The organism is Chitinophaga sp. MM2321, from assembly GCF_964033635.1.
In the GTDB taxonomy this organism is placed as follows: domain Bacteria; phylum Bacteroidota; class Bacteroidia; order Chitinophagales; family Chitinophagaceae; genus Chitinophaga.
Genome location: NZ_OZ035533.1, coordinates 6,647,353 through 6,667,107 on the forward strand (window position 1 = coordinate 6,647,353; position 19,755 = coordinate 6,667,107).

16 protein-coding genes and 1 tRNA gene are annotated in these 19,755 nt (G+C 45.0%); 7 read left to right on the plus strand and 10 right to left on the minus strand.

The window, feature by feature from the left end; translation table 11 throughout:
• Nucleotides 1–169: 169 nt before the first annotated feature.
• From ABQ275_RS26125 to ABQ275_RS26145, 5 genes are all read right to left on the minus strand, one after another.
• A complete protein-coding gene (locus ABQ275_RS26125; RefSeq protein ID WP_349316098.1) occupies nucleotides 170–1,036 on the minus strand; it encodes a hypothetical protein in 867 nt (288 codons plus the stop codon).
• A gap of 491 nt (nucleotides 1,037–1,527) precedes the next feature.
• Nucleotides 1,528–1,614, minus strand: a tRNA-Ser gene (locus tag ABQ275_RS26130).
• Nucleotides 1,615–1,701: 87 nt separating this feature from the next.
• Nucleotides 1,702–2,394, minus strand: a complete 693-nt coding sequence (gene aqpZ / locus ABQ275_RS26135; RefSeq protein WP_349316099.1) for an aquaporin Z — start codon at nucleotides 2,392–2,394, stop codon at nucleotides 1,702–1,704.
• A gap of 147 nt (nucleotides 2,395–2,541) precedes the next feature.
• A complete protein-coding gene (locus tag ABQ275_RS26140; protein ID WP_349316100.1) occupies nucleotides 2,542–3,585 on the minus strand; it encodes a type I asparaginase in 1,044 nt (347 codons plus the stop codon).
• A gap of 41 nt (nucleotides 3,586–3,626) precedes the next feature.
• Nucleotides 3,627–4,397, minus strand: coding sequence for a TatD family hydrolase (locus ABQ275_RS26145; RefSeq protein WP_349316101.1), 771 nt, complete (start codon nucleotides 4,395–4,397; stop codon nucleotides 3,627–3,629).
• Between the two features lie 104 nt (nucleotides 4,398–4,501).
• Between ABQ275_RS26145 and ABQ275_RS26150 the strand changes: the two genes are divergently transcribed.
• Nucleotides 4,502–5,407: a hypothetical protein gene (locus ABQ275_RS26150; protein WP_349316102.1), complete on the plus strand. Its 906-nt coding sequence runs from the start codon at nucleotides 4,502–4,504 to the stop codon at nucleotides 5,405–5,407.
• A gap of 57 nt (nucleotides 5,408–5,464) precedes the next feature.
• On the opposite strand, the gene ABQ275_RS26155 is transcribed toward ABQ275_RS26150, so the two are convergent.
• Nucleotides 5,465–6,088, minus strand: coding sequence for a polysaccharide deacetylase family protein (locus tag ABQ275_RS26155; protein WP_349316103.1), 624 nt, complete (start codon nucleotides 6,086–6,088; stop codon nucleotides 5,465–5,467).
• 165 nt (nucleotides 6,089–6,253) lie between these two features.
• Here ABQ275_RS26155 and gltX point away from each other — a divergent pair, with 165 nt between their 5' ends.
• Nucleotides 6,254–7,786, plus strand: coding sequence for a glutamate--tRNA ligase (gltX, locus tag ABQ275_RS26160; protein ID WP_349316104.1), 1,533 nt, complete (start codon nucleotides 6,254–6,256; stop codon nucleotides 7,784–7,786).
• A 200-nt stretch (nucleotides 7,787–7,986) separates the two neighbouring features.
• On the opposite strand, the gene ABQ275_RS26165 is transcribed toward gltX, so the two are convergent.
• Nucleotides 7,987–9,651 (minus strand): glutamine--tRNA ligase/YqeY domain fusion protein, encoded by a 1,665-nt coding sequence (locus tag ABQ275_RS26165; protein ID WP_349316105.1) that lies wholly within the window; start codon nucleotides 9,649–9,651, stop codon nucleotides 7,987–7,989.
• Nucleotides 9,652–9,749: 98 nt separating this feature from the next.
• On the opposite strand from ABQ275_RS26165, the gene ABQ275_RS26170 reads away from it, so the two are divergent.
• The 5 genes from ABQ275_RS26170 to ABQ275_RS26190 all read left to right on the plus strand — a co-directional run bounded on the left by ABQ275_RS26170 (nucleotide 9,750) and on the right by ABQ275_RS26190 (nucleotide 14,718).
• Nucleotides 9,750–10,169, plus strand: coding sequence for a cobalamin B12-binding domain-containing protein (locus ABQ275_RS26170; protein WP_349316106.1), 420 nt, complete (start codon nucleotides 9,750–9,752; stop codon nucleotides 10,167–10,169).
• A gap of 91 nt (nucleotides 10,170–10,260) precedes the next feature.
• On the plus strand, nucleotides 10,261–11,070 hold the full coding sequence (locus ABQ275_RS26175) for a hypothetical protein (RefSeq protein ID WP_349316107.1): 810 nt from the start codon (nucleotides 10,261–10,263) through the stop codon (nucleotides 11,068–11,070).
• A 195-nt stretch (nucleotides 11,071–11,265) separates the two neighbouring features.
• Nucleotides 11,266–12,042 (plus strand): enoyl-CoA hydratase-related protein, encoded by a 777-nt coding sequence (locus tag ABQ275_RS26180; RefSeq protein WP_349316108.1) that lies wholly within the window; start codon nucleotides 11,266–11,268, stop codon nucleotides 12,040–12,042.
• 193 nt (nucleotides 12,043–12,235) lie between these two features.
• On the plus strand, nucleotides 12,236–13,636 hold the full coding sequence (fumC, locus tag ABQ275_RS26185; RefSeq protein ID WP_349316109.1) for a class II fumarate hydratase: 1,401 nt from the start codon (nucleotides 12,236–12,238) through the stop codon (nucleotides 13,634–13,636).
• An 89-nt stretch (nucleotides 13,637–13,725) separates the two neighbouring features.
• The gene (locus ABQ275_RS26190; protein ID WP_349316110.1) at nucleotides 13,726–14,718 is read left to right on the plus strand and encodes a 2-hydroxyacid dehydrogenase; all 993 of its coding nucleotides are present in this window, start codon (nucleotides 13,726–13,728) and stop codon (nucleotides 14,716–14,718) included.
• Here ABQ275_RS26190 and ABQ275_RS26195 read toward each other — a convergent pair.
• The 3 genes from ABQ275_RS26195 to ABQ275_RS26205 all read right to left on the minus strand — a co-directional run bounded on the left by ABQ275_RS26195 (nucleotide 14,715) and on the right by ABQ275_RS26205 (nucleotide 19,722).
• Nucleotides 14,715–15,680, minus strand: coding sequence for a sulfite exporter TauE/SafE family protein (locus ABQ275_RS26195; RefSeq protein ID WP_349316111.1), 966 nt, complete (start codon nucleotides 15,678–15,680; stop codon nucleotides 14,715–14,717). The two genes, ABQ275_RS26190 and ABQ275_RS26195, sit on opposite strands and share 4 nt — an antisense overlap.
• A gap of 30 nt (nucleotides 15,681–15,710) precedes the next feature.
• Nucleotides 15,711–18,572 carry a TonB-dependent receptor gene (locus tag ABQ275_RS26200; protein WP_349316112.1) on the minus strand — a complete coding sequence of 954 codons (2,862 nt, stop codon included), beginning with the start codon at nucleotides 18,570–18,572 and terminating at the stop codon, nucleotides 15,711–15,713.
• 502 nt (nucleotides 18,573–19,074) lie between these two features.
• Complete coding sequence (locus ABQ275_RS26205; RefSeq protein ID WP_349316113.1) at nucleotides 19,075–19,722, minus strand: lipoprotein signal peptidase; 648 nt, start codon at nucleotides 19,720–19,722, stop codon at nucleotides 19,075–19,077.
• Nucleotides 19,723–19,755: the final 33 nt, after the last annotated feature.

Here is a 19,755-nt window from a genome sequence, read left to right on the forward strand (position 1 = left end):
CTTTTGCCCCTTACCAAAATTAAGTGTGTTTTAAGAGGGGCAGAAGTTTCATAGATCTATGTATGTTGACTTCTAAAACTTTTACCAACTTAAGACACCTCAAACCAAAACCAGTCGGCCAGTCAATACCTGATATAGGTTTATGGTTGACTGTTCTTTAGCAATTAAATCAGAATTTCCTCCTTATGTCGCTAAGTATCCCCAGTATGTTTTTTAAACATCCTTGCGTTTTGTTCTTTCTTACTCTATTCCATTCATCTATGATCGAAAAGTCTTTTGGATAGGGGCTATAATCTCTTATTTCTGTTCTGTAAAATTGACTAGGTGCAAGATTTGTCTGAATAAATTTCCATGAATTGTAGACAAAGTCAAGGTCTTGATTAAATCCCATTACCTTTATTAAAGAAAGGGAGCCATTCAGTTGAAGGAATAGAGATTTTTTAATTTCAATTATATTTTTTCCAAAGGGAACCTTAAGCTCATGAAGAATTTCTTTGGCATCTAAGGCACTACTTTTACCAGTCTGAATTACTCCTAAACTTATGAGATTTATTATATTGATGTCAGTATAGGAATAGTTTAGTTTAATAGGAAGTGATTCATTAGGTAGATCGTTTAAAGATGCTTCAATTAGGATAACTCCACCAGGGGAGTTTGGACATATTACTGTATCAAACGCATAATCTTCCATTTGACTAAATGCGGGTCGAAGGATTGATTTATGAACCTTCCATGCTCTAGTTTTAGAGTGGAAGATAGATTTTAACTGGATTTTTCTGGAAAAGCCTGTTTGATCTTCAATTATAATATCACAACCTTCATTATCGACCTCCTGTTCATAAATCTTCAAATGGCGTTCCATACTTGCTGATGCCAGTTTTAGGTCAAACATAAGCCCATATCTAAAAGTGACCTCTCGAATTGTTGAATTACCCCCTTTATTTAGAAATTTGGTGATTCGTAATTTTTTATCCTCTTTTTCACTTATTCTTATTGAATTAGGACTGTTCATTTGATCCAATAATTCTTTACTCATAAGGTCTTATTGTGTAGTGATAAGATTATGTGTAATAATTTACAAGGAGAACATTACAACTTTTACTATTTCCCAATGTATGTGTTTCAAAGTAATTAATTTTTTAGAGGTTGATGTATGTTGACTTTGAGAACTTAGATATTTTCAGCTATACAGCTTCGAGGACAAAGAAGCTGATAAAAATTCTGATTCCTTCCATTTTTTAAAAGGTTGTAGAACTCCTTTTTAAAGAAATGGCCTAAAGCTGCAAATATGTAAATAATTGATATTAAAGTTCTTAAATGATGTTTTACTGCTACCTCCAAAAATATGTACTGCTACCTTCAGTGCTACCTCCAGATTGAATAATAAGAAGAATTACAAGCAATAAAAAACAACAGATTAAGAGTGCTGCACAATACACAATCAGTTAAAACCCTTGCCTGTATTGCAAATGTGGACACACACAAAAAAGCCCTGATAACAATTAAGTCACCAGGGCTTTAAAGCTGCGGAGAAGAAGGGATTCGAACCCTTGAAGCCCTTTCAAGCTTACACACTTTCCAGGCGTGCCGGTTCAACCACTCCCGCACTTCTCCGTGATTATCTCTGAACGAATTGGAAGAGTTGAATTTCCAATTCAGGGTTGCAAAGATAATCGTTTACTTTAAATTTCCAATAGTTTTTTAGGCACGATCATACAACCGCCAGATTCCACCCCCTAAAAGCCCGCCGATAATGGGTCCTACGAGGAATACCCACAGGTGTGACAACGCATCGCCACCTACAAATAAGGCGGGGCCAATACTACGTGCGGGGTTTACAGATACGCCTGTAACAGGGATGCCTACGATGTGGATCATCGTCAGCGACAAGCCAATAGCTACGCCGGCAAACATCCCGTTGTGGTTGTTTTTGCTGGTACTGCCATGTACTACTACCAGGAAAATGGCCGTGAGCACAATTTCAGCAATAAGACCACTCATGAGCGAGTAGTGATCCGGAGAACCTCCTTCCACACCGTTTTGTCCCAGTCCATTTGCGGCGAGGCTATAGTCTGCTTTGCCCTGCGCCACTAAAAAAAGCAGCCCCGAGGCTACAATGGCTCCGGCTATTTGCGCTATGATGTAAGCGCCTGCATCCTTGCCCGAAATTTTACCGTTGACCAGCATAGAAATAGTGATGGCCGGATTGATATGGCAACCGGAAATATGTCCGATAGCATACACCATCGTTAATACCGACAAGCCAAAAGCAAAGGCAATACCCAGGAAGCCAACATGTGCGCCGGCAAGTACGGCGCTGCCGCAACCCATAAATACCAACACAAAAGTGCCGAAGAATTCAGCAATGCATTTCTGTGATAAGGAAACATTCATAGTGAAAATAGATTTTGTGGTGAATAGAAAATCCGGGGAACAACACATACCGGAAGGGATCCGGTCATTTAAATTTAATGTAAATCTGCGGAAAATAAAAAACGGGAAATACCACTTACAGTATTTCCCGCTGATATATTTTTTGAATTACTGTTCATATACTTCTATAGGAGTTAATTCTCCTCTTAGCGATGTTTCTATCTGCTTCCTGGTTTCTGAGGGAGAAAATCCCTGACCCAATACAAACATAAGCTTGGTGACTGCCGCCTCAAAGGTCATGTCATGGCCGCTTACCACGCCTATCTCTACGAGGTGCTGACTGGTTTCATATTTTCCGAGTTCTACGGAGCCGCCATCACATTGGGTGATGTCTACTACTATTGCGCCGTTGTCAATTACTTTTTTGATGCTTTCAATAAACCAGGATTGGGTGTTGGTATTACCACTGCCAAAAGTTTCCATGATCACTCCTTTCAGACCTGGTACACTCAGGGTTGCTTCTACCGCTCTGCGGGTAATGCCGGGAAATAATTTGAGTACAGTGATATTTGTTTCCAGTTCTTTATGCACTTTCAGCGGGGCTAACGGTGGCGGTAGTATGAATTGATTTTTGAACTTGATATCAATGCCTGCTTCTGCCAGTTGGGGATAGTTCATTGTATAGAATGCCTCGAATTTCTCTGCATTATATTTTTTGGAACGGTTGCCCCTGAAAAGGGAGAAGTCAAAATAAATGCATACTTCCGGTACCATAGAAGCATCGCCGCCATTCTGCCGGGTGCAGGCTATTTCCATGGCTGTGATGATATTCTCTTTGGCGTCGGTGCGGATCTTGCCTATGGGGAGTTGCGAGCCTGTAAGGATCACTGGTTTCGAAAGATTTTCCAGCATGAAGCTCAATGCGGAGGCAGTAAATGCCATGGTATCAGATCCGTGAAGTATAACAAAGCCGTCGTACCGGTCATATCTGTCTTCAATAATACTGGCCAGTTCTACCCATATCTCCGGTTGCATATCTGATGAATCTATAGGCGGATTAAATGCATATACATAAAAATCGATGCCCATCCGGTATAGTTCCGGCAAATTATTTCTTATCTCATTAAATCCGATCGGTCGCAGTGCCTTGGTTTTATCATCGTAGATCATACCAACGGTACCGCCCGTGTAAATGATTAGTATCTTACTCATTGTGCTAACTGCCATTGCACACAAAGGTATTTACTAAACAGTTAGAGCATTTTGAATAATTTCAGGGCATTACTGCTGGTAATAGCGGCTACGTCTGCTATTTTTAGATTTTTTATATCTGCTACCTTTTCGCCTGCCAGTGGAAGGTAGGCGCTTTCGTTACGTTTGCCCCGGTAGGGAACCGGTGCCAGGTAAGGGGCATCTGTTTCCAAAACAATATGTGCCAGGTCTATCTCTTCCAGTATTTTATCCAGGCCCGATTTTTTAAACGTTACCACTCCGCCGATACCCAGGTAAAAGCCGAGGTCAATGATCTCCCTGGCTTCTGCTGCGGTACCCGAAAAGCAATGGAATACACCACTCAAGCGTCCGTCCTGTAAGGCTTTCACTTCATTTATACATTCCCGTGTAGCCTCGCGGCTGTGAATAGATACCGGCAAGCTATATTCCCGTGCCAGCTTCAGCTGTTCCCGGAAGGCGGTGTATTGCTGGTCTGCCAGGGTTTTATCCCAGTAAAAGTCCAGCCCTATTTCGCCGATAGCCTTGAATGGCCGCCGTTGCAGCCAGTCTTTTACCAATGTCAGCTGCCCTTCCACATCCGTTGTTACATAACAGGGATGGATGCCCATCATGGCAAAGATCTGTCCCGGATACTGCGCTTCCAGCTGCAACATGCCATCAATAGAAGTGGCGTCTATGTTGGGTAAAAATAGTTTGTCTACCCCCGCTGCCAATGCACGTCCTACCATCTCTTCCCTGTCTGCCGCAAATTCTTCCGAATACAAATGCGTGTGGGTATCTATCCAAAGCATAATAATATATTTATTAAATTTGTATTTTCTATAATATTTAAATGGTATCTTTATCTGTACAAAGGTAAAGTCTGGAAAACCTAATTGCTAAAAAAAACTATACTATGAAAAGCTATTTCAGTACAAACCGTGTGCTGGCATACACGTTTACAGGTGTAGCCATCGCTACATTTTTCTTTGCCTGTAAAAAGGAAGTTACTACAGATACGGCTGTTACCAACGAGCAGGATAATCATACCATGGCCGTGGCATCACATGAAGCTCAGGTAAACGGCATCTATGGCGACCTCTTTGAAACCGCCGTTTCAGCCGCCGCTACACAAGGTGTAGATAGCCGGCAAAGCGGAAAGGATGCAAAAGACCTGGCTGATGCAGCACCCTGCCCTTCTGTACTGCTCCTCGGTGTAACAGATCCCAATCAATGGCCCAAAGAAATTGTAGTGGAGTATGGCCCTGCCTGTCGCGATAACTACGGCGTTACCCGCAGCGGTATGGTACACATCAGCATGACCGGCCTGCTCTTTAAAACAGGCACCCGTGTCACCATCACACTCGAAGACTATAAGGTAAACAACATACCCGTAACAGGTGTGAATTCAATCTATGATATCTCCTACAGCCCTGTTACCGGTGTGCAATACACCACAGAAGTTACCGATGGCAATGTGCACCTGAGCGATTCACTGATACTGGGCTATACCGGTAAAAAGACCGTTAAACAGATCGAAGGTGGTAGTACACCCATGAACCCTTCCGATGATGTGTACAGTATCGACGGCAATGCCACTATTACCTATGAAAAAGGCGCCCCCGGTGGTGAAGCTGCCGTGGCTACCATTTCTACTGTTACGCCTGTATTAAAAGGCTGGAGCTGTAAATGGATCAGCCAGGGTGAACTGAAAGTGGAATTTAATAAAATAACCGGCGTAATTGATTATGGTAAAGGCATGTGCGATTCACTGGCCACCATTACTGTAAATGATAAGATGAAAGATATTGTACTCCCATAAAGACTTTATGAGCAGCTTTTAGTTGTCGGGGAATTCCTGCACCTAAAAGCTGCTTCCTTAAAACAAGCTTTCCACTTTATACCCCTGCTTTTTGCAATATTCCAATACCCGCGGCAAGGCATATGACAGCCGGTCCCACGCTTTGGTGCTGTCGTGAAACACAACAATAGAGCCGGGTTGCATCTTGAACACCACATTCTGCACGCACGCTTCTCCATCAATATCGGTATCAAAATCACCACTCAGTACATCCCACATAATAATTTTTACACCAGGGATTTTATTTTTCAACTGCCTGATCTGGAAAGGTGTGATCCTGCCGTAAGGTGGTCTGAATAAAAGCGTATCAATATATTTCCTGGCTTCCAGAATATTGGCTATATACTTGTCTGTACTGGTTTTCCAGCCATTCAGATGATTCTGCGTGTGATTACCGGTAGCATGCCCGGCTTCCAGGATCTGCTGATAAATAGCCGGATATTCCACCACGTTTTTACCGATGCAGAAGAAGGTGCCTTTGGCATTGTATTTCTCCAGCTGTTCCAGTACAAAGGGTGTGGCTTCGGGGTGCGGACCATCATCAAAGGTGAGGTATACGGTATTATTTACGGGAGATAAACTCCACGTGCAGCTCTTGTATAAGGCTTTTAGGATACCCGGTGTTTTTGTCAGATAGAACATATGGAAAGCGGTTAGCAGTTGGCAATGGCCTTTAGCCTGCAAGATAGCTTTTAGGTTGTAGCGATCAGCCGTTAATGTGTATTTTTTTTGATCATGGTGGAGGCTCCTGTATACAGACAGCTAAAAGTTTACAGCTAAAAGGCTATTTCCTTACCTTTGCCTACTATGGATCACAAAAAAGTAAGAGTGCGTTTTGCGCCCAGTCCTACTGGTGGCCTACATCTGGGAGGTGTACGCACTGTATTGTTCAACTATTTATTTGCTAAGCAACACAAAGGAGATTTTGTACTGCGTATTGAAGATACAGATCAAACCCGCTATGTACCTGGTGCGGAAGAATACATCAATGAATGTTTGCGCTGGTGCGGTCTGAACCCGGATGAAAGCCCGACTGTTGGCGGCCCTTATGCGCCCTACCGGCAGAGTGAACGTAAACCATTGTACCGTCAGTATGCGGAGCAGCTGGTAAAATCAGGTCATGCTTACTATGCATTTGATACGCAGGAAGAACTGGAAAGCATGCGTGAGCGGCTCAAAACCCCGGAAAATCCTTCTCCGCAATATAATCATGTGGTAAGGGCTAAAATGCGTAACTCCTTTACGCTTTCTGATGCAGCAGTACAGGAACTGCTGGTGAAAAATACGCCTTATGTTATCCGTATTAATATGCCGGCGAATGAAGACCTCACCATTACCGATATGGTACGGGGAGAAGTTACTTTTAATACCATTCAGGTAGATGATAAAGTTTTGCTGAAAGCAGACGGTATGCCTACCTATCACCTGGCAGTGGTAGTAGATGATTACCTGATGAAAATTACCCACGCCTTCCGCGGGGAAGAATGGCTGCCTTCAGCGCCGGTGCATATCCTCCTGTGGAAGTACCTCGGCTGGGAAGCAGAGATGCCCCAATGGGCCCACTTGCCGCTGATCCTGAAGCCTGATGGTAATGGTAAGCTCAGTAAGCGTGATGGGGATCGTTTAGGCTTCCCCGTTTATGCTATGAACTGGACAGATGCACGTACCAATGAGTTTACAAAAGGGTTCCGCGAACTGGGATTCTTACCGGAAGCCTTTATCAACATGCTGGCTATGCTGGGATGGAATGATGGTACCGAACAGGAGATCTTCTCTATGGATGAACTCATCGCGAAGTTTTCCATGGACCGTGTTCATAAAGCCGGTGCAAAATTCGATTACGAAAAAGCCAAATGGTTTAACCACCAGTATATCCACCGCAAAGATAACGAGAGCCTGGCCGCGCTGTTTCAACCTGTGCTGGATGAAAAAGGCGTTACTGCTGCTCCTGATTATGTAGCCACTGTAACAGGCCTGGTAAAGGAACGTTGCTATTTTGTGAATGAAATATGGGATCATGGCTTTTTCTTTTTCCAAAGTCCTGTCAGCTATGATGAGGCAGCCGTAAAACCAAAGTGGAATGCAGATAAAGATGCGTTCTTTACGGCATGGTCTGCACAGTTACATGAGCTGCCCGCTTTTACAGCCGCAGAGCTGGAAGCCAATTTCAAAGCCCTGGCAGCAGAAAAAGGCATCAAGATGGGAGAATTGCAACTGCCTTTCCGGATCATGCTCACCGGCGGTAAATTCGGTCCTCCTGTATTTGATATCGCTGCTACCCTTGGCACAGCGGAAACCCGCGCGAGGATTGAGAAAGGACTGGCCATGATTAATGGATGATCAGGATTTAAAGGATGGGTGCCGGAGATATGAGCGGAGTTTGTGATGATGATAATATGTGAAGATATCAGCGAAGATGAGACTTTAGATAGATATTATAAAAGCGAAGAACCGTTTGGTAATACCAAACGGTTCTTCGCTTTTATAATCAAATTCTTCGCTCATATCTCCGGCACCCATCCTTTAAATCCTGATCATCCTTAAATCTTGGTCATTTTGGACCACGCGTCTTTCAGTGTCACGGTCCTGTTAAACACAACTTTATCCGGTGTACTGTCAGGGTCTACAGTGAAATAGCCTTTGCGCATGAACTGGAAACGGTCGCCTGGCTTGGCCTGCAACAGTCCTGGTTCTACGTAGGCTTCTTTTATTACCTGTAAAGAATCGGGGTTGATGAAATCTTTGAAATCGCCTTCTTCGGCATTCGGATTTTCTGATTTAAACAGGCGGTCGTAGATGCGTACTTCTGCGGTAGCAGCGTGTGCTGCACTCACCCAGTGGATGGTACCTTTTACGGTTAGCCCGCTATGGTCGCCGCCACTTTTGCTTTCAGGCAGATAGGTAGCATAGATGGTGGTGATATTACCATCTGCATCTTTCTCCACACTTTCTCCTTTGATGATATAAGCATTTTTAAGACGTACTACCAGGCCGGGGCCGAGGCGGAAGAACTTTTTGGGCGGCACTTCCATGAAGTCATCGCGTTCAATGTACAAGGTATTGCTGAAGTGCAGGGTACGTGTACCGGCGCTTTCATCTTCCGGGTTGTTGTCGGCGGTCATTTCTTCTACCTGTCCTTCGGGGTAGTTGGTGATCACCAGTTTTACCGGGTCCAGTACGGCCATTACACGATTGGCTGTTTTGTTCAGCTCCTCGCGGATGCAGAACTCCAACAGGCTCATGTCGATCATGTTATCGCGTTTCTGCACGCCTACGCGCTCACACAGCATGCGGATGCTGGCAGCGGTATAGCCACGGCGGCGCAGGCCACTGATGGTAGGCATACGGGGATCATCCCAGCCGTTTACATATTGTTCTTCCACCAGTTGCTTCAGTTTTCGTTTGCTCATGACCGTATAGTTCAGGTTTAAGCGGGCAAACTCGTACTGATGACTGGGGAAAGTTTCCAGTTCTTTTATAAACCAATCGTACAGCGGGCGGTGAGGAATAAACTCCAGTGTACAAATGGAATGGGTAATATTTTCGATGCTGTCACTCTGTCCGTGTGCAAAGTCGTACATCGGGTAGATGCACCATTTGTCGCCGGTACGGTGGTGATGGGCATGTTTGATACGATACATGAGTGGGTCGCGCAGGTGCATATTGGGGGCAGCCATGTCTATTTTGGCCCGCAGTGTTTTTTCACCGTCTTTGAATTCACCTTTCCGCATCCTGTCAAACAGGTCCAGGTTTTCCGCTACAGAACGGCTCCTGCTGGGGCTTTCTACGCCAGGAGTGGTAGGCGTACCTTTCATGGAAGCGATTTGTTCTGCGCTGGCATCTTCTACATAAGCCAGCCCTTTTTCGATCAGCTTTACCGCCAGGGCATACATCTGCTCAAAATAGTCAGAGGCATACAGTTCCTTTTCCCATTCGAAGCCCAGCCAGCGGATGTCTTCTTTGATGGAGTCTACGTATTCCGTGTCTTCGGTAACAGGGTTGGTATCATCGAAGCGCAGGTTGGTTTTACCATTGTATTTCTGTGCCAGCCCGAAGTTCAGCACAATTGATTTGGCATGGCCAATATGCAGGTAGCCATTGGGTTCTGGCGGGAAACGCGTCAGCACACGTCCGCCATTTACACCGTTGGCGATATCTTCTTCAACAATTTGTTCTATAAAATTGAGGGATCTTTCTTCGCTCATAATGATTTTTATCTGTTTTGCGGACAGCAAAAGTACGAAAAAGCTGAAAGCCTGCAGCCGGCTTTTTCGTACATTTACAACCTCAATGATAAAACGGTATGGTCAACCCATTAAATCGTCCTGTTCGGGTACTGGTAGCTAAAGTGGGCCTTGATGGCCACGACCGCGGCGCAAAAGTAATTGCGGCTGCGCTGCGTGATGCAGGTATGGAGGTGATCTATACCGGATTGCGGCAAACGCCGGAAATGGTGGTCAATGCGGCCCTCCAGGAAGATGTGGATGCCATCGGGATCAGCATCCTCTCCGGTGCCCATATGACGGTATTTCCCAAAATTATCGCCATTATGAAAGAAAAAGGGATGAACGATGTGCTGCTCACCGGTGGTGGTATCATCCCCGACGGGGATATGCTGGAACTCCAGGAAATGGGCGTCGGCCAATTGTTCCCGCCAGGTACCCATACCAAAGATATTGCTGCCTATATCAACGAATGGGTGGCCGCTCACAGGAATTTTTAAAAAAGTTGGGGGTTTTCGTAACATTTCATTTTTTCGGTCGTCTTGTAAAAGATAATGTCTACCAGATCTAAAAAACCACAATGTACCTGATATGAAATGTAAGTTATACCCGGTTCTGCTGCTCCTGCTGCTGTCCTTCAGCGCCGTATTTGCCCAGCAACCCACAGATACAACGACCACTGACAGCATCAAAAACGCCAAACTATCCATCACCTTTGGTAAATACCCCAAACACCGGGAAGGCGTATACGTAACATCCGATCTGTCCGGCATGCTCTCTTTTGCCTCCATGAAACAGGATGGCGAGCATATGCGTAACATCCCGCGCTTCAGCTTTATTTTTAACTATAGCACCAGCTTTAATAAAGATTTCTCAAAAAATTTCGGGGTGTTTACCGGCCTGAACATTAAAAACATCGGGCTGATTTCCAAACCCTACGATTCGCTGAAACTGAAACAGCGGGTATATACCCTGGGCATCCCCATCGGTTTCAAGATCGGTGATGTAACCGGTGGTACTTTCTTCTTCTTTGCCGGTGGTTCTGTAGATATGGCTTTGAACTATAAGGAAAAGCAGTTTGTAGATGGCGAAAAAGTACACAAATTCAATGAATGGTTCAGTGACCGCACGCCTTTGCTCATGCCATCCATTTTCGCCGGATTCAGGATCAACCCCGGATTTGGATTGAAAGTGGAGTATTATCCGCAGAATTTCTTCAACAAAGATTTCCATTATACCGATAAAGGCAATAAAATCTATCCTTATAAAAATACCGATGCCAACCTGGTATTTGTTACCCTCGGATATAATTTCGGTGGGATAGAATATTTTAAAGTGAAGAAGAAAAGACACTATATGAAAATGAAAAATGGTAAAGCCGAATTTGAGGTAAACTATTAGCACACATCAGCTGTCATATCATCAGTCCTGTAGCAAACGGTATCGGTTGTTACAGGACTTTTTTTTGGAAACCAGGCAACCATACATTAAGCCTGCATTGGATACCGGTCGTGATCCACAGCTCGAATCCGCTATCGGCCTGATTCGGTAGGTTATTGAATATTGCTTAATATTGATCATTAAAACCCTCGGCTCATGTATCAAACATTAAGCACGCAACTCGACAATCATATCCTGATCATCACCATTAATCGTCCCGACAAGATGAATGCCCTCAATCAGCTGATGATGGCGGAGCTGGGACTGGTGGTAGACGAAATATACAGTAATAAGGATATCAAAGGCGCGATATTTACCGGCGCTGGTGAAAAAGCATTTGTGGCGGGCGCCGACATCTCTGAATTTCTCTCTTTATCGCCCAAACAGGGTGAAGAGCTGGCGAAAAGCGGGCATGTGGTTTTTCATCGCATTGAAAACAGTCCCAAGCCGATCATTGCGGCAGTCAACGGTTTTGCGCTGGGCGGTGGCTGCGAACTGGCCATGGCCTGTCATTTCCGGATAGCCAGCGATAATGCGAAGTTTGGGCAGCCGGAAGTAAACCTGGGCCTGATTCCAGGCTATGGCGGCACCCAACGGCTCACACAACTCGTTGGTAAAGGCAAAGCACTCGAACTGATGATGACCGCCGACATGCTTACTGCCCACGAAGCCCAGTCCTGGGGCCTTGTAAACCACGTGGTAACACAAGCGGAACTGCTGCCAAAAGCGTTATCTATCTTACAAAAAATACAAACCAAAGCACCACTCGCTATTGCACGCGTGGTAAAATGCGTTAACACTGCGCTGGATAAAGACCAGGACGGCTTCGAAACCGAAATAAAAGAATTCGCTGCCAGCTTTGCTACCAAAGACTTGCAGGAAGGCGCAGAAGCATTTATACAAAAGAGAAAAGCAAATTTCACCGGCGAATAATGACCAGGATTAAATAGATTATCAGGATTAACAGGATGGGTGTAGAAGATATAAGCGGATATAGTAGATATAAGTAGATAAATATTAAATTTATATCGATTAAATCTTCTACACCCATCCTGTTAATCCAAATATCCTTTAATCCTGGTCTGGTTTTTTATTTACTTTTGTACCCAATCTTAAAAGATAAGCTATGGAATTCAGAATAGAGAAAGACACGATGGGCGAAGTAAAAGTGCCTGTGGATGCCTATTATGGTGCTCAAACGCAACGCTCCATTGAAAATTTCAAGATCGCACAGGATATCAACAGGATGCCGAAAGAGATTATCAAGGCATTTGCATACCTGAAAAAGGCTGCCGCTATCACCAACCTGGAAGCAGGCGTGCTGCCAAAAGAGAAAAGTGAACTGATCGGGCAGGTATGCGATGAAATACTCGAAGGTAAACTGGATGATCAGTTTCCACTGGTAGTATGGCAAACTGGCTCCGGTACACAATCCAATATGAATGTGAACGAAGTGGTAGCCTATCGCGCACACGTTGTTCATGGCGGTCAGCTGACAGATAAAGAGAAATTCATTCATCCGAATGATGATGTAAATAAATCACAATCTTCCAACGATACTTTCCCCACCGCTATGCATATTGCGGCTTATAAAATGCTGGTGGAAATTACGATCCCCGGTATCAAAAAGCTTCGTAATACCCTGGCACAAAAAGCGGAAGCCTTTAAAAACGTAGTGAAAATTGGCCGTACCCACTTCATGGATGCTACGCCACTTACACTCGGACAGGAAATCAGCGGCTATGTATCGCAACTGGATCACGGCCTGAAGGCAATCAATTACACACTGGCTCACCTGAGCGAACTCGCGCTGGGCGGTACTGCTGTAGGAACCGGTATCAACACCCCCAAAGGCTATTCCGAAAATGTAGCGAAGAATATCGCTAAGTTAACTGGCCTGCCTTTCATCACTGCTGAAAACAAATTTGAAGCACTGGCAGCACATGACGCGATTGTAGAAGCGCATGGTGCACTGAAAACAGTGGCCGTTAGCCTGATGAAGATTGCCAACGATGTACGCATGCTGAGTTCCGGCCCCCGCGCAGGTATCGGCGAAATTCATATCCCCGACAACGAGCCGGGTTCTTCTATCATGCCCGGAAAAGTGAATCCTACACAGTGCGAAGCACTCACCATGATTGCTGCACAGGTAATGGGTAATGATGTGGCTATCAGCATTGGCGGCGCCAGCGGCCACTTTGAGCTGAATGTGTTCAAACCGGTTATGATCTTTAACTTCCTGCACTCTGCCCGCCTCATTGGTGATGGCTGCATCAGCTTCAACGACAAATGCGCGGAAGGTATCGAACCAATTGAAGCAAACATCCGGAAACACGTTGAAAACTCCCTGATGCTGGTGACGGCGCTGAATACAAAGATCGGGTACTACAAAGCCGCAGAAATTGCGCAGAAAGCACATAAGGAAGGTACAACACTGAAAGAAATGGCCGTGAAACTGGGCTACGTAACACCACAACAATTCGACGAATGGGTGGTGCCGGCACACATGGTAGGAGAGATCAAATAATCAGGATCATATTTATAGATAAAAGAGTCCCGTTGTGAAAGGCGGGACTCTTTTTTTATTATCTTACTAACCGCACTTAACTAACAGCTATGAACATACTTTTTTTTAGCGCGCAATCGTATGATAAGGCATATTTCAACACCGCCAATCAGGACGGACACCACCATTTCCGCTTTCTCGAATATCCGCTTAATGAAGATAATACAGTATTGATAAAAGATGAACAGGCCGTATGTGTATTTGTGAATGATAAGGTGAATGCCGCTGTGATCCGGCAACTCAAAGAAAAAGGAATCCGCCTCATTGCATTGCGTTGTGCCGGCTTTAATAATGTGGACCTGAAAGCCGCCGCAGCAGCAGGCATTAAAGTAGTACGCGTGCCGGCCTACTCGCCGCATGCAGTAGCAGAACATGCCGTGGCGCTCTTGTTGGGACTCAACCGTAAAATATATAAATCGTATAACCGTATCCGTGATGGCAACTTTACTCTGAACGGACTGGAAGGATTTGATTTGTATGGTAAAACAATAGGTGTAATTGGTACGGGGAATATCGGTGCTGTATTTTGCCATATTATGCTGGGGTTCGGGTGTAAAGTACTGGCTTATGATATTCATAACAATGAAGACCTTATCAAAGCAGGGGTGCAATATGTTGCTGTGGGTACTATTCTGTCGTCGGCAGATGTTATTTCGCTGCATTGCCCGCTCACAGCAGAAACGAAGCATCTTGTGAATGCGCACACCATTGCAGAAATGAAACAGGGTGTTACGATTATTAACACCAGCCGCGGCGGATTAATAGATACAAAGGCCGTAGTGGAAGCCCTGAAGAATGGACACATCGGTGCGCTGGGCATAGATGTGTACGAACAGGAGGAACAACTTTTCTTTCAGAATTTTTCCGGCAGTATTATCCAGGATGATGTATTATCGAGATTAACTACTTTTCCCAATGTGCTTGTAACTGCTCACCAGGGCTTCTTTACAAAAGAGGCGCTTACGCAGATCGCAGTTATTACCTTACAGAATATCAGCGACTTTGAAAAAGGCGGAACACTGCTGAATGAAGTTGCACTTTAGAATTTTATAAACCCTGCACGTATAAGTTCGGCAATAATGGTGCGGAGGCTCAGTAAGATGATCAGCGTGCCCACCATGATCATTAAAGGTTTGCGCCTGATTTTGCGTACCAGGATAGCCGCAAATGGCGCCGCTATTACGCCCCCAAGCACCAGCCCTACGATCACCTGCCAGCTGCTGATACCGGTGAAGATGAGAAAAGTAGCTGCACTGGAAAGCGATATAAAAAACTCCGCTGCATTCACGGAGCCGATGGTATAATGTACGGTACGCCCTTTACTCAGTAAGGTGGACGTAACAATGGGGCCCCAACCACCACCACCAATAGCATCCATAAAGCCGCCCATAAAAGCAAGGGGTCCTAACCTTTTTGTTTTGCTTTTACGCTGATTTTTCTGAATACCTTTTTTAATGACAATAACACCCAGTATCATCAGATATGCACTGATAAAGGGTTTGATGATGTCTCCATCTATTTTATCCGACAAAAGATAAGCGCCTATAATAGCCCCGGCCATACCAGGTAGCAGCAGGGAAAGAAAAAGTTTTTTGTTTACATTACCCAGCTTGAAGTGGGAAATGCCGGAAGCCCCTGTGGTAAAAACTTCTGCCACATGTACACTGGCGCTGCTTACAGCAGGTGATACACCCAGCCCTAATAACAGGGAAGATGATGTGGCGCCGTAAGCCATGCCCAGCGCACCATCTACCAGTTGCGCACATAATCCTACTGCAATATAAAAGAGTATTTCCGTGGTGAAGATGGAATCGGCAAATGTATATGCCTGTATCCGGGTATGCACCGGCACCAGGTAGTAGGCCGCAGCCACGAGCAATGCTGCAACCAACGGTAACAATACCGCAACCTTCCACCTCAGCCACTTGCGCCCGGTACGCTCCTTGGGCGCTACTGTACTGATGATAGTTGTTTGTCGTGTAGGTGTTTCCGTTAGTTGAGTCATGCAGGTCTGTTTTATAAATGCGTTATCAGTTTATTTTTTGAATACATTATCATACGTTACTGTAAAGTAGTAGAGGCCACGCATCGTAGGACCACCCACATACTGGAAGTATGCCGTATTCAGCAGGTTGGAGGCGCCAAGTTTAAAGGAGGTCTTGATCTTTGGTACGCGATAGGTGATCTGCGCATCTACGGTACTGTAGGCGGGTACATCGCCGTTGCCAAAGAGGTTCTGCCAGTAGAAAGTATCCTGCCAGTGCCATACTACGTTGAAACCTACGTTTTTGAATACGTTACGGTTACCTAAGCTCACATTGGTAAACCATTCCGGTGTATTGAATCCGGGGATCAATGCATCATCTTTGGTTTTATCCTGCGCCAGTTTGTTATAGTTGGCATTACCGCTTATTGTATAGTTTTTGTATAGATCGTACGTTACTGCCGCGGCAAACCCGTAGTTGTTTACAGTAGATTTACTGTTGGTCCATACTCGATATCTGTCCTGTAAACTTTTGTCCAGCATCTGGTTGAGTACTGTTTGATCGGGCGTGTTTACGTTACCGGTTTTTGGTACTACAGCTTCAATCTGACCGATAAAGTTTTTATAAGCACTGTAGTAACCATCTATATCCACAAAGAGCTTGTTGTCCAGCAACACAGCCTTGTAGCCGGCTTCAAAGGAAGTGATCTGTTCGGGAACGATCGGGTCCAGGTTGGCAACTTTCAGCACACCGGCATTTTCAGCGGCGGCAGCATCCTTGCTGGTATGTTCTGCGTTGATCGTTTTATTTACGGCTACACCAAAGGCATCTACAGAAGTAGTGAGAAAGGAATTTTTGAAGTATCCCAGTCCTTGTTCAATAAAGGCCAGCCCGCCTACACGTCTTACCTGTCCGTTGTTTACGAAGGAGTATGCTTCAAATAAGGAAGGGAAGCGGAATCCATTCTGCCAGGATAGGCGGAAGTTGTGTTTGTCTTTTATACTGTAGACAGCTGCGATACGGGGATTTACTTTTCCGTCGAACTGCTCATTTTTATCGTAGCGTAAGGAGCCGGTCAGCTTCAGGGCATCGTTGAAGAAGGTTTTGCTGATTTGTGCAAAGCCACCTGCTTTGCCGTACCAGATGGGCTTTCCACCGGGTTGGTTGCGTTTATCTGCGTCGCGGGTGAAGTCTACGAAGTTGTTGCCATCCGGAATAATTTCATAGGTGCGATAGTCTGCGCCTATGAGTACGTCTGCAAACTTAATGTACTTGCGCAGGTTCCAGGTACCTTCCGTATGATAGAAGCGGCTCATTTGCAGGAGAGCAGCACCGCCGCTGGTATTCTCCGGATTTTTGGAAGTCGGGTAGATGTCCCAGTCGTTGATACCTTTGATTTTTTCCCGTTGCGCTTCAAATTCCGGTGTGCCGGGTGTCCATCTGCCGGCATCTGCGAAGGCGCGTGCAGCCTGATGTGCAGCTACCAGGTCAGCGCCACCGGTTAAGGCGTTATTCAGGCCGGTGGTATAATCTTTTTGCCAGTTCTTATCTGTTTTGAAAGATTTTTCGAGATTGTCAGCCAGCGGATTCATGTTATAGGAGTCGCCGGTATTTTCGATAGATACATAAGAGCGGACGGTAAAGTCGGGATGCACCAGTTCTATTTTGTGGTTTTGTACTGTTACACCTCTGAGGCCGATGCGGTTACCACGCTGGAAGAAGCCATCCATCTCACCATAGCGGTAGGAGTAGGATAATTCCAGTTTATGTGGTAAGCGGAAGTTGAGGGAACCATCTACTTTTTTATTTTTTACGGTGAAGTCGCCAACGAGGTCTTTCTCCCAATAGCCCGTGCGGTGTACGTTGTAGGCGCGGCCATCTTTATCAATGATCTGAAGGTTGGAGTTATCGCCGTATTTATTCCAGGCATCGTTGGCGATGTTGTTGGCGCCGCTGAGTTCAGGGAAATCGGGATTGGCTTTGGTTTGCGGACTGAAATCGTTATGACTGTCAGCATACCAGTCGGTGCCTTGCATGTAGCTGGCGTTGATCTTCCAGGCGAACCAAGGTGCATAGGACTGTGCATAACGTATAGCCGTTTCAGTTAAAGGCTTCGGACTACTGCCACCGCCATCAAAATGGTTGAAAGCTATTTTCTGGTATACACTAACACCCTGGTAATCGAATGGATTTTTAGTAACGAGGTTGGACATACCATTGATGGCGTTCATACCATATAGGGCGGACGATGCGCCGGGCGTTACTTCTACGCTCTGTATGTCTAACTCCGTAGGCCCGATAGCGTTACCCAGGGGCACACCGAGTGTAGCAGCCTGGTTGTCCACGCCGTCTACCAGTTGCATGAACCGGAAGTTGTTGGGTACGTTGAATCCGCGTGTATTGAATACTTTGAAGGTTAAGCCGGCAGTGGTCATCTGTACGCCTTTCAGGTTGCCGAGTGCATCATAAAAGGTGGAAGATGGTGTTTCCTTTAATGCGCGGATATCCAGTTTTTCGATGGCTACCGGTGAGCGCAGCAGTTTTTCCTGCTGGCGGGAAGCGGATACCACCACTTCATTTACGAGTAAGGATTGTGTGTATAACTGAACAGCGACTTTGCTGTTAGTGCTTTTTACATCAAATTCCTGTGGTTGATAGCCTATGAGCCTGATCACCAGTTTCAGCGGGAATTTTGTGTTGGTAGTTACTTCGAAATGACCAACGCTATCTGTTTGCGTGCCGAAAGAGGTGTTTTTAATTTGTACGGAAGCGCCTGGGAGCCCGGCGCCATGGTCGTCGGTGATTTTTCCCTGAATAACATAGGAGCCATTGAGCTGCGCCCGTACGAGGACCGGACTAAATACCAATATTGCAAACAGGTATTTGATTACTATAGATAAAGACTTTTGCACAGTGTTGTTGACGTTATATATACTTGAAAGATAAATTGAGGCCTGGGGTGACTTTTCGGAAAGCCGTTGTTGTGCCTCAACATCGATGTGATAATTGGTTATTTGTAATCTTGAAAGCCATATAGTCTATAGAATTAGTAGACAAATATAAAACGGGTATTTTTGATTTCAAAGTAAATGCCCTTATTTATCAAAAAAAAATGCGGATAACGGGTGATCAATGAAGGATTTGACAGGAGAAGAATAGCTGATGATAGATTGATAACTATAGCGTTAGGAAGCGGGGATGCCATATATTTTAATGAAGATATTTTTTTAATAAAGTGGCTGCTTCGGTGGGGCCGGGTTTTAATCCCTGCTATGAACACACATCTAATATAGCGCAACGCTTTGTTTTAACGCCATTTTTCCAGGATGCAATAGCTATTCAAATGAAATACCCTGCATCAAAAACGATCCATCGTTTTAATGCAGGGTAAATATATTTATCGTTTATTCGTCTTTACGCGGTCTGGTCTACTACCTTTTCTTTCTCTTTCGGCAGCATATGTTTGCCAAAAAATCTTTTCTGGAACAACAGGATGGCAATTACACCGGTAGATATGGCGGCATCGGCCACATTAAATACCGGACGGAAGAACACAAAATAGTCACCGCCTTTAAATGGAAGCCAACTGGGCAGGTAGCCTTCATAGATGGGGAAGTAGAGCATATCCACCACCCGGCCATGTAAGAAACTGCCATATCCACCACCGGTGGGCATAAACTTAGCCACTTCATAACCAATGCTATCGGTGAAAATAAGGCCATAAAACATGCTGTCGATGAGATTTCCGGCGGCGCCCGCTAATATCAGTGAGCCACAGATCAGTAAGCCGGTGCTGTATTTTTCTTTGATCAGCTTCTTCATGTAAACAAAACCCACTACCACCGCAACCAGGCGGAACATAGTCAGTATAATTTTACCGAATTCGCCGCCAAACTTGAGGCCATAAGCCATCCCTTCATTTTCAATAAAATGGATGCGGAACCAGTTTGGGAAAATAACAAACTCCTGCTGCATGAACATATTTGTCTTGATCCAGAACTTTAATACCTGGTCAATTACCAGGATAAGTATAACGATAAGTACTACGTGACGATATTTCAACTGATATTAAAATTTTATCAAAAATAATAGTTT

Excerpts from the sequence above, each read along its gene's own strand:
- ABQ275_RS26125 (WP_349316098.1), bottom strand. The coding sequence starts at position 1,036 with ATGAGTAAAGAATTATTGGATCAAATGAACAGTCCTAATTCAATAAGA.
- aqpZ (WP_349316099.1), bottom strand. The coding sequence starts at position 2,394 with ATGAATGTTTCCTTATCACAGAAATGCATTGCTGAATTCTTCGGCACT.
- ABQ275_RS26140 (WP_349316100.1), bottom strand. The coding sequence starts at position 3,585 with ATGAGTAAGATACTAATCATTTACACGGGCGGTACCGTTGGTATGATC.
- ABQ275_RS26145 (WP_349316101.1), bottom strand. The coding sequence starts at position 4,397 with ATGCTTTGGATAGATACCCACACGCATTTGTATTCGGAAGAATTTGCG.
- ABQ275_RS26150 (WP_349316102.1), top strand. The coding sequence starts at position 4,502 with ATGAAAAGCTATTTCAGTACAAACCGTGTGCTGGCATACACGTTTACA.
- ABQ275_RS26155 (WP_349316103.1), bottom strand. The coding sequence starts at position 6,088 with ATGTTCTATCTGACAAAAACACCGGGTATCCTAAAAGCCTTATACAAG.
- gltX (WP_349316104.1), top strand. The coding sequence starts at position 6,254 with ATGGATCACAAAAAAGTAAGAGTGCGTTTTGCGCCCAGTCCTACTGGT.
- ABQ275_RS26165 (WP_349316105.1), bottom strand. The coding sequence starts at position 9,651 with ATGAGCGAAGAAAGATCCCTCAATTTTATAGAACAAATTGTTGAAGAA.
- ABQ275_RS26170 (WP_349316106.1), top strand. The coding sequence starts at position 9,750 with ATGGTCAACCCATTAAATCGTCCTGTTCGGGTACTGGTAGCTAAAGTG.
- ABQ275_RS26175 (WP_349316107.1), top strand. The coding sequence starts at position 10,261 with ATGAAATGTAAGTTATACCCGGTTCTGCTGCTCCTGCTGCTGTCCTTC.
- ABQ275_RS26180 (WP_349316108.1), top strand. The coding sequence starts at position 11,266 with ATGTATCAAACATTAAGCACGCAACTCGACAATCATATCCTGATCATC.
- fumC (WP_349316109.1), top strand. The coding sequence starts at position 12,236 with ATGGAATTCAGAATAGAGAAAGACACGATGGGCGAAGTAAAAGTGCCT.
- ABQ275_RS26190 (WP_349316110.1), top strand. The coding sequence starts at position 13,726 with ATGAACATACTTTTTTTTAGCGCGCAATCGTATGATAAGGCATATTTC.
- ABQ275_RS26195 (WP_349316111.1), bottom strand. The coding sequence starts at position 15,680 with ATGACTCAACTAACGGAAACACCTACACGACAAACAACTATCATCAGT.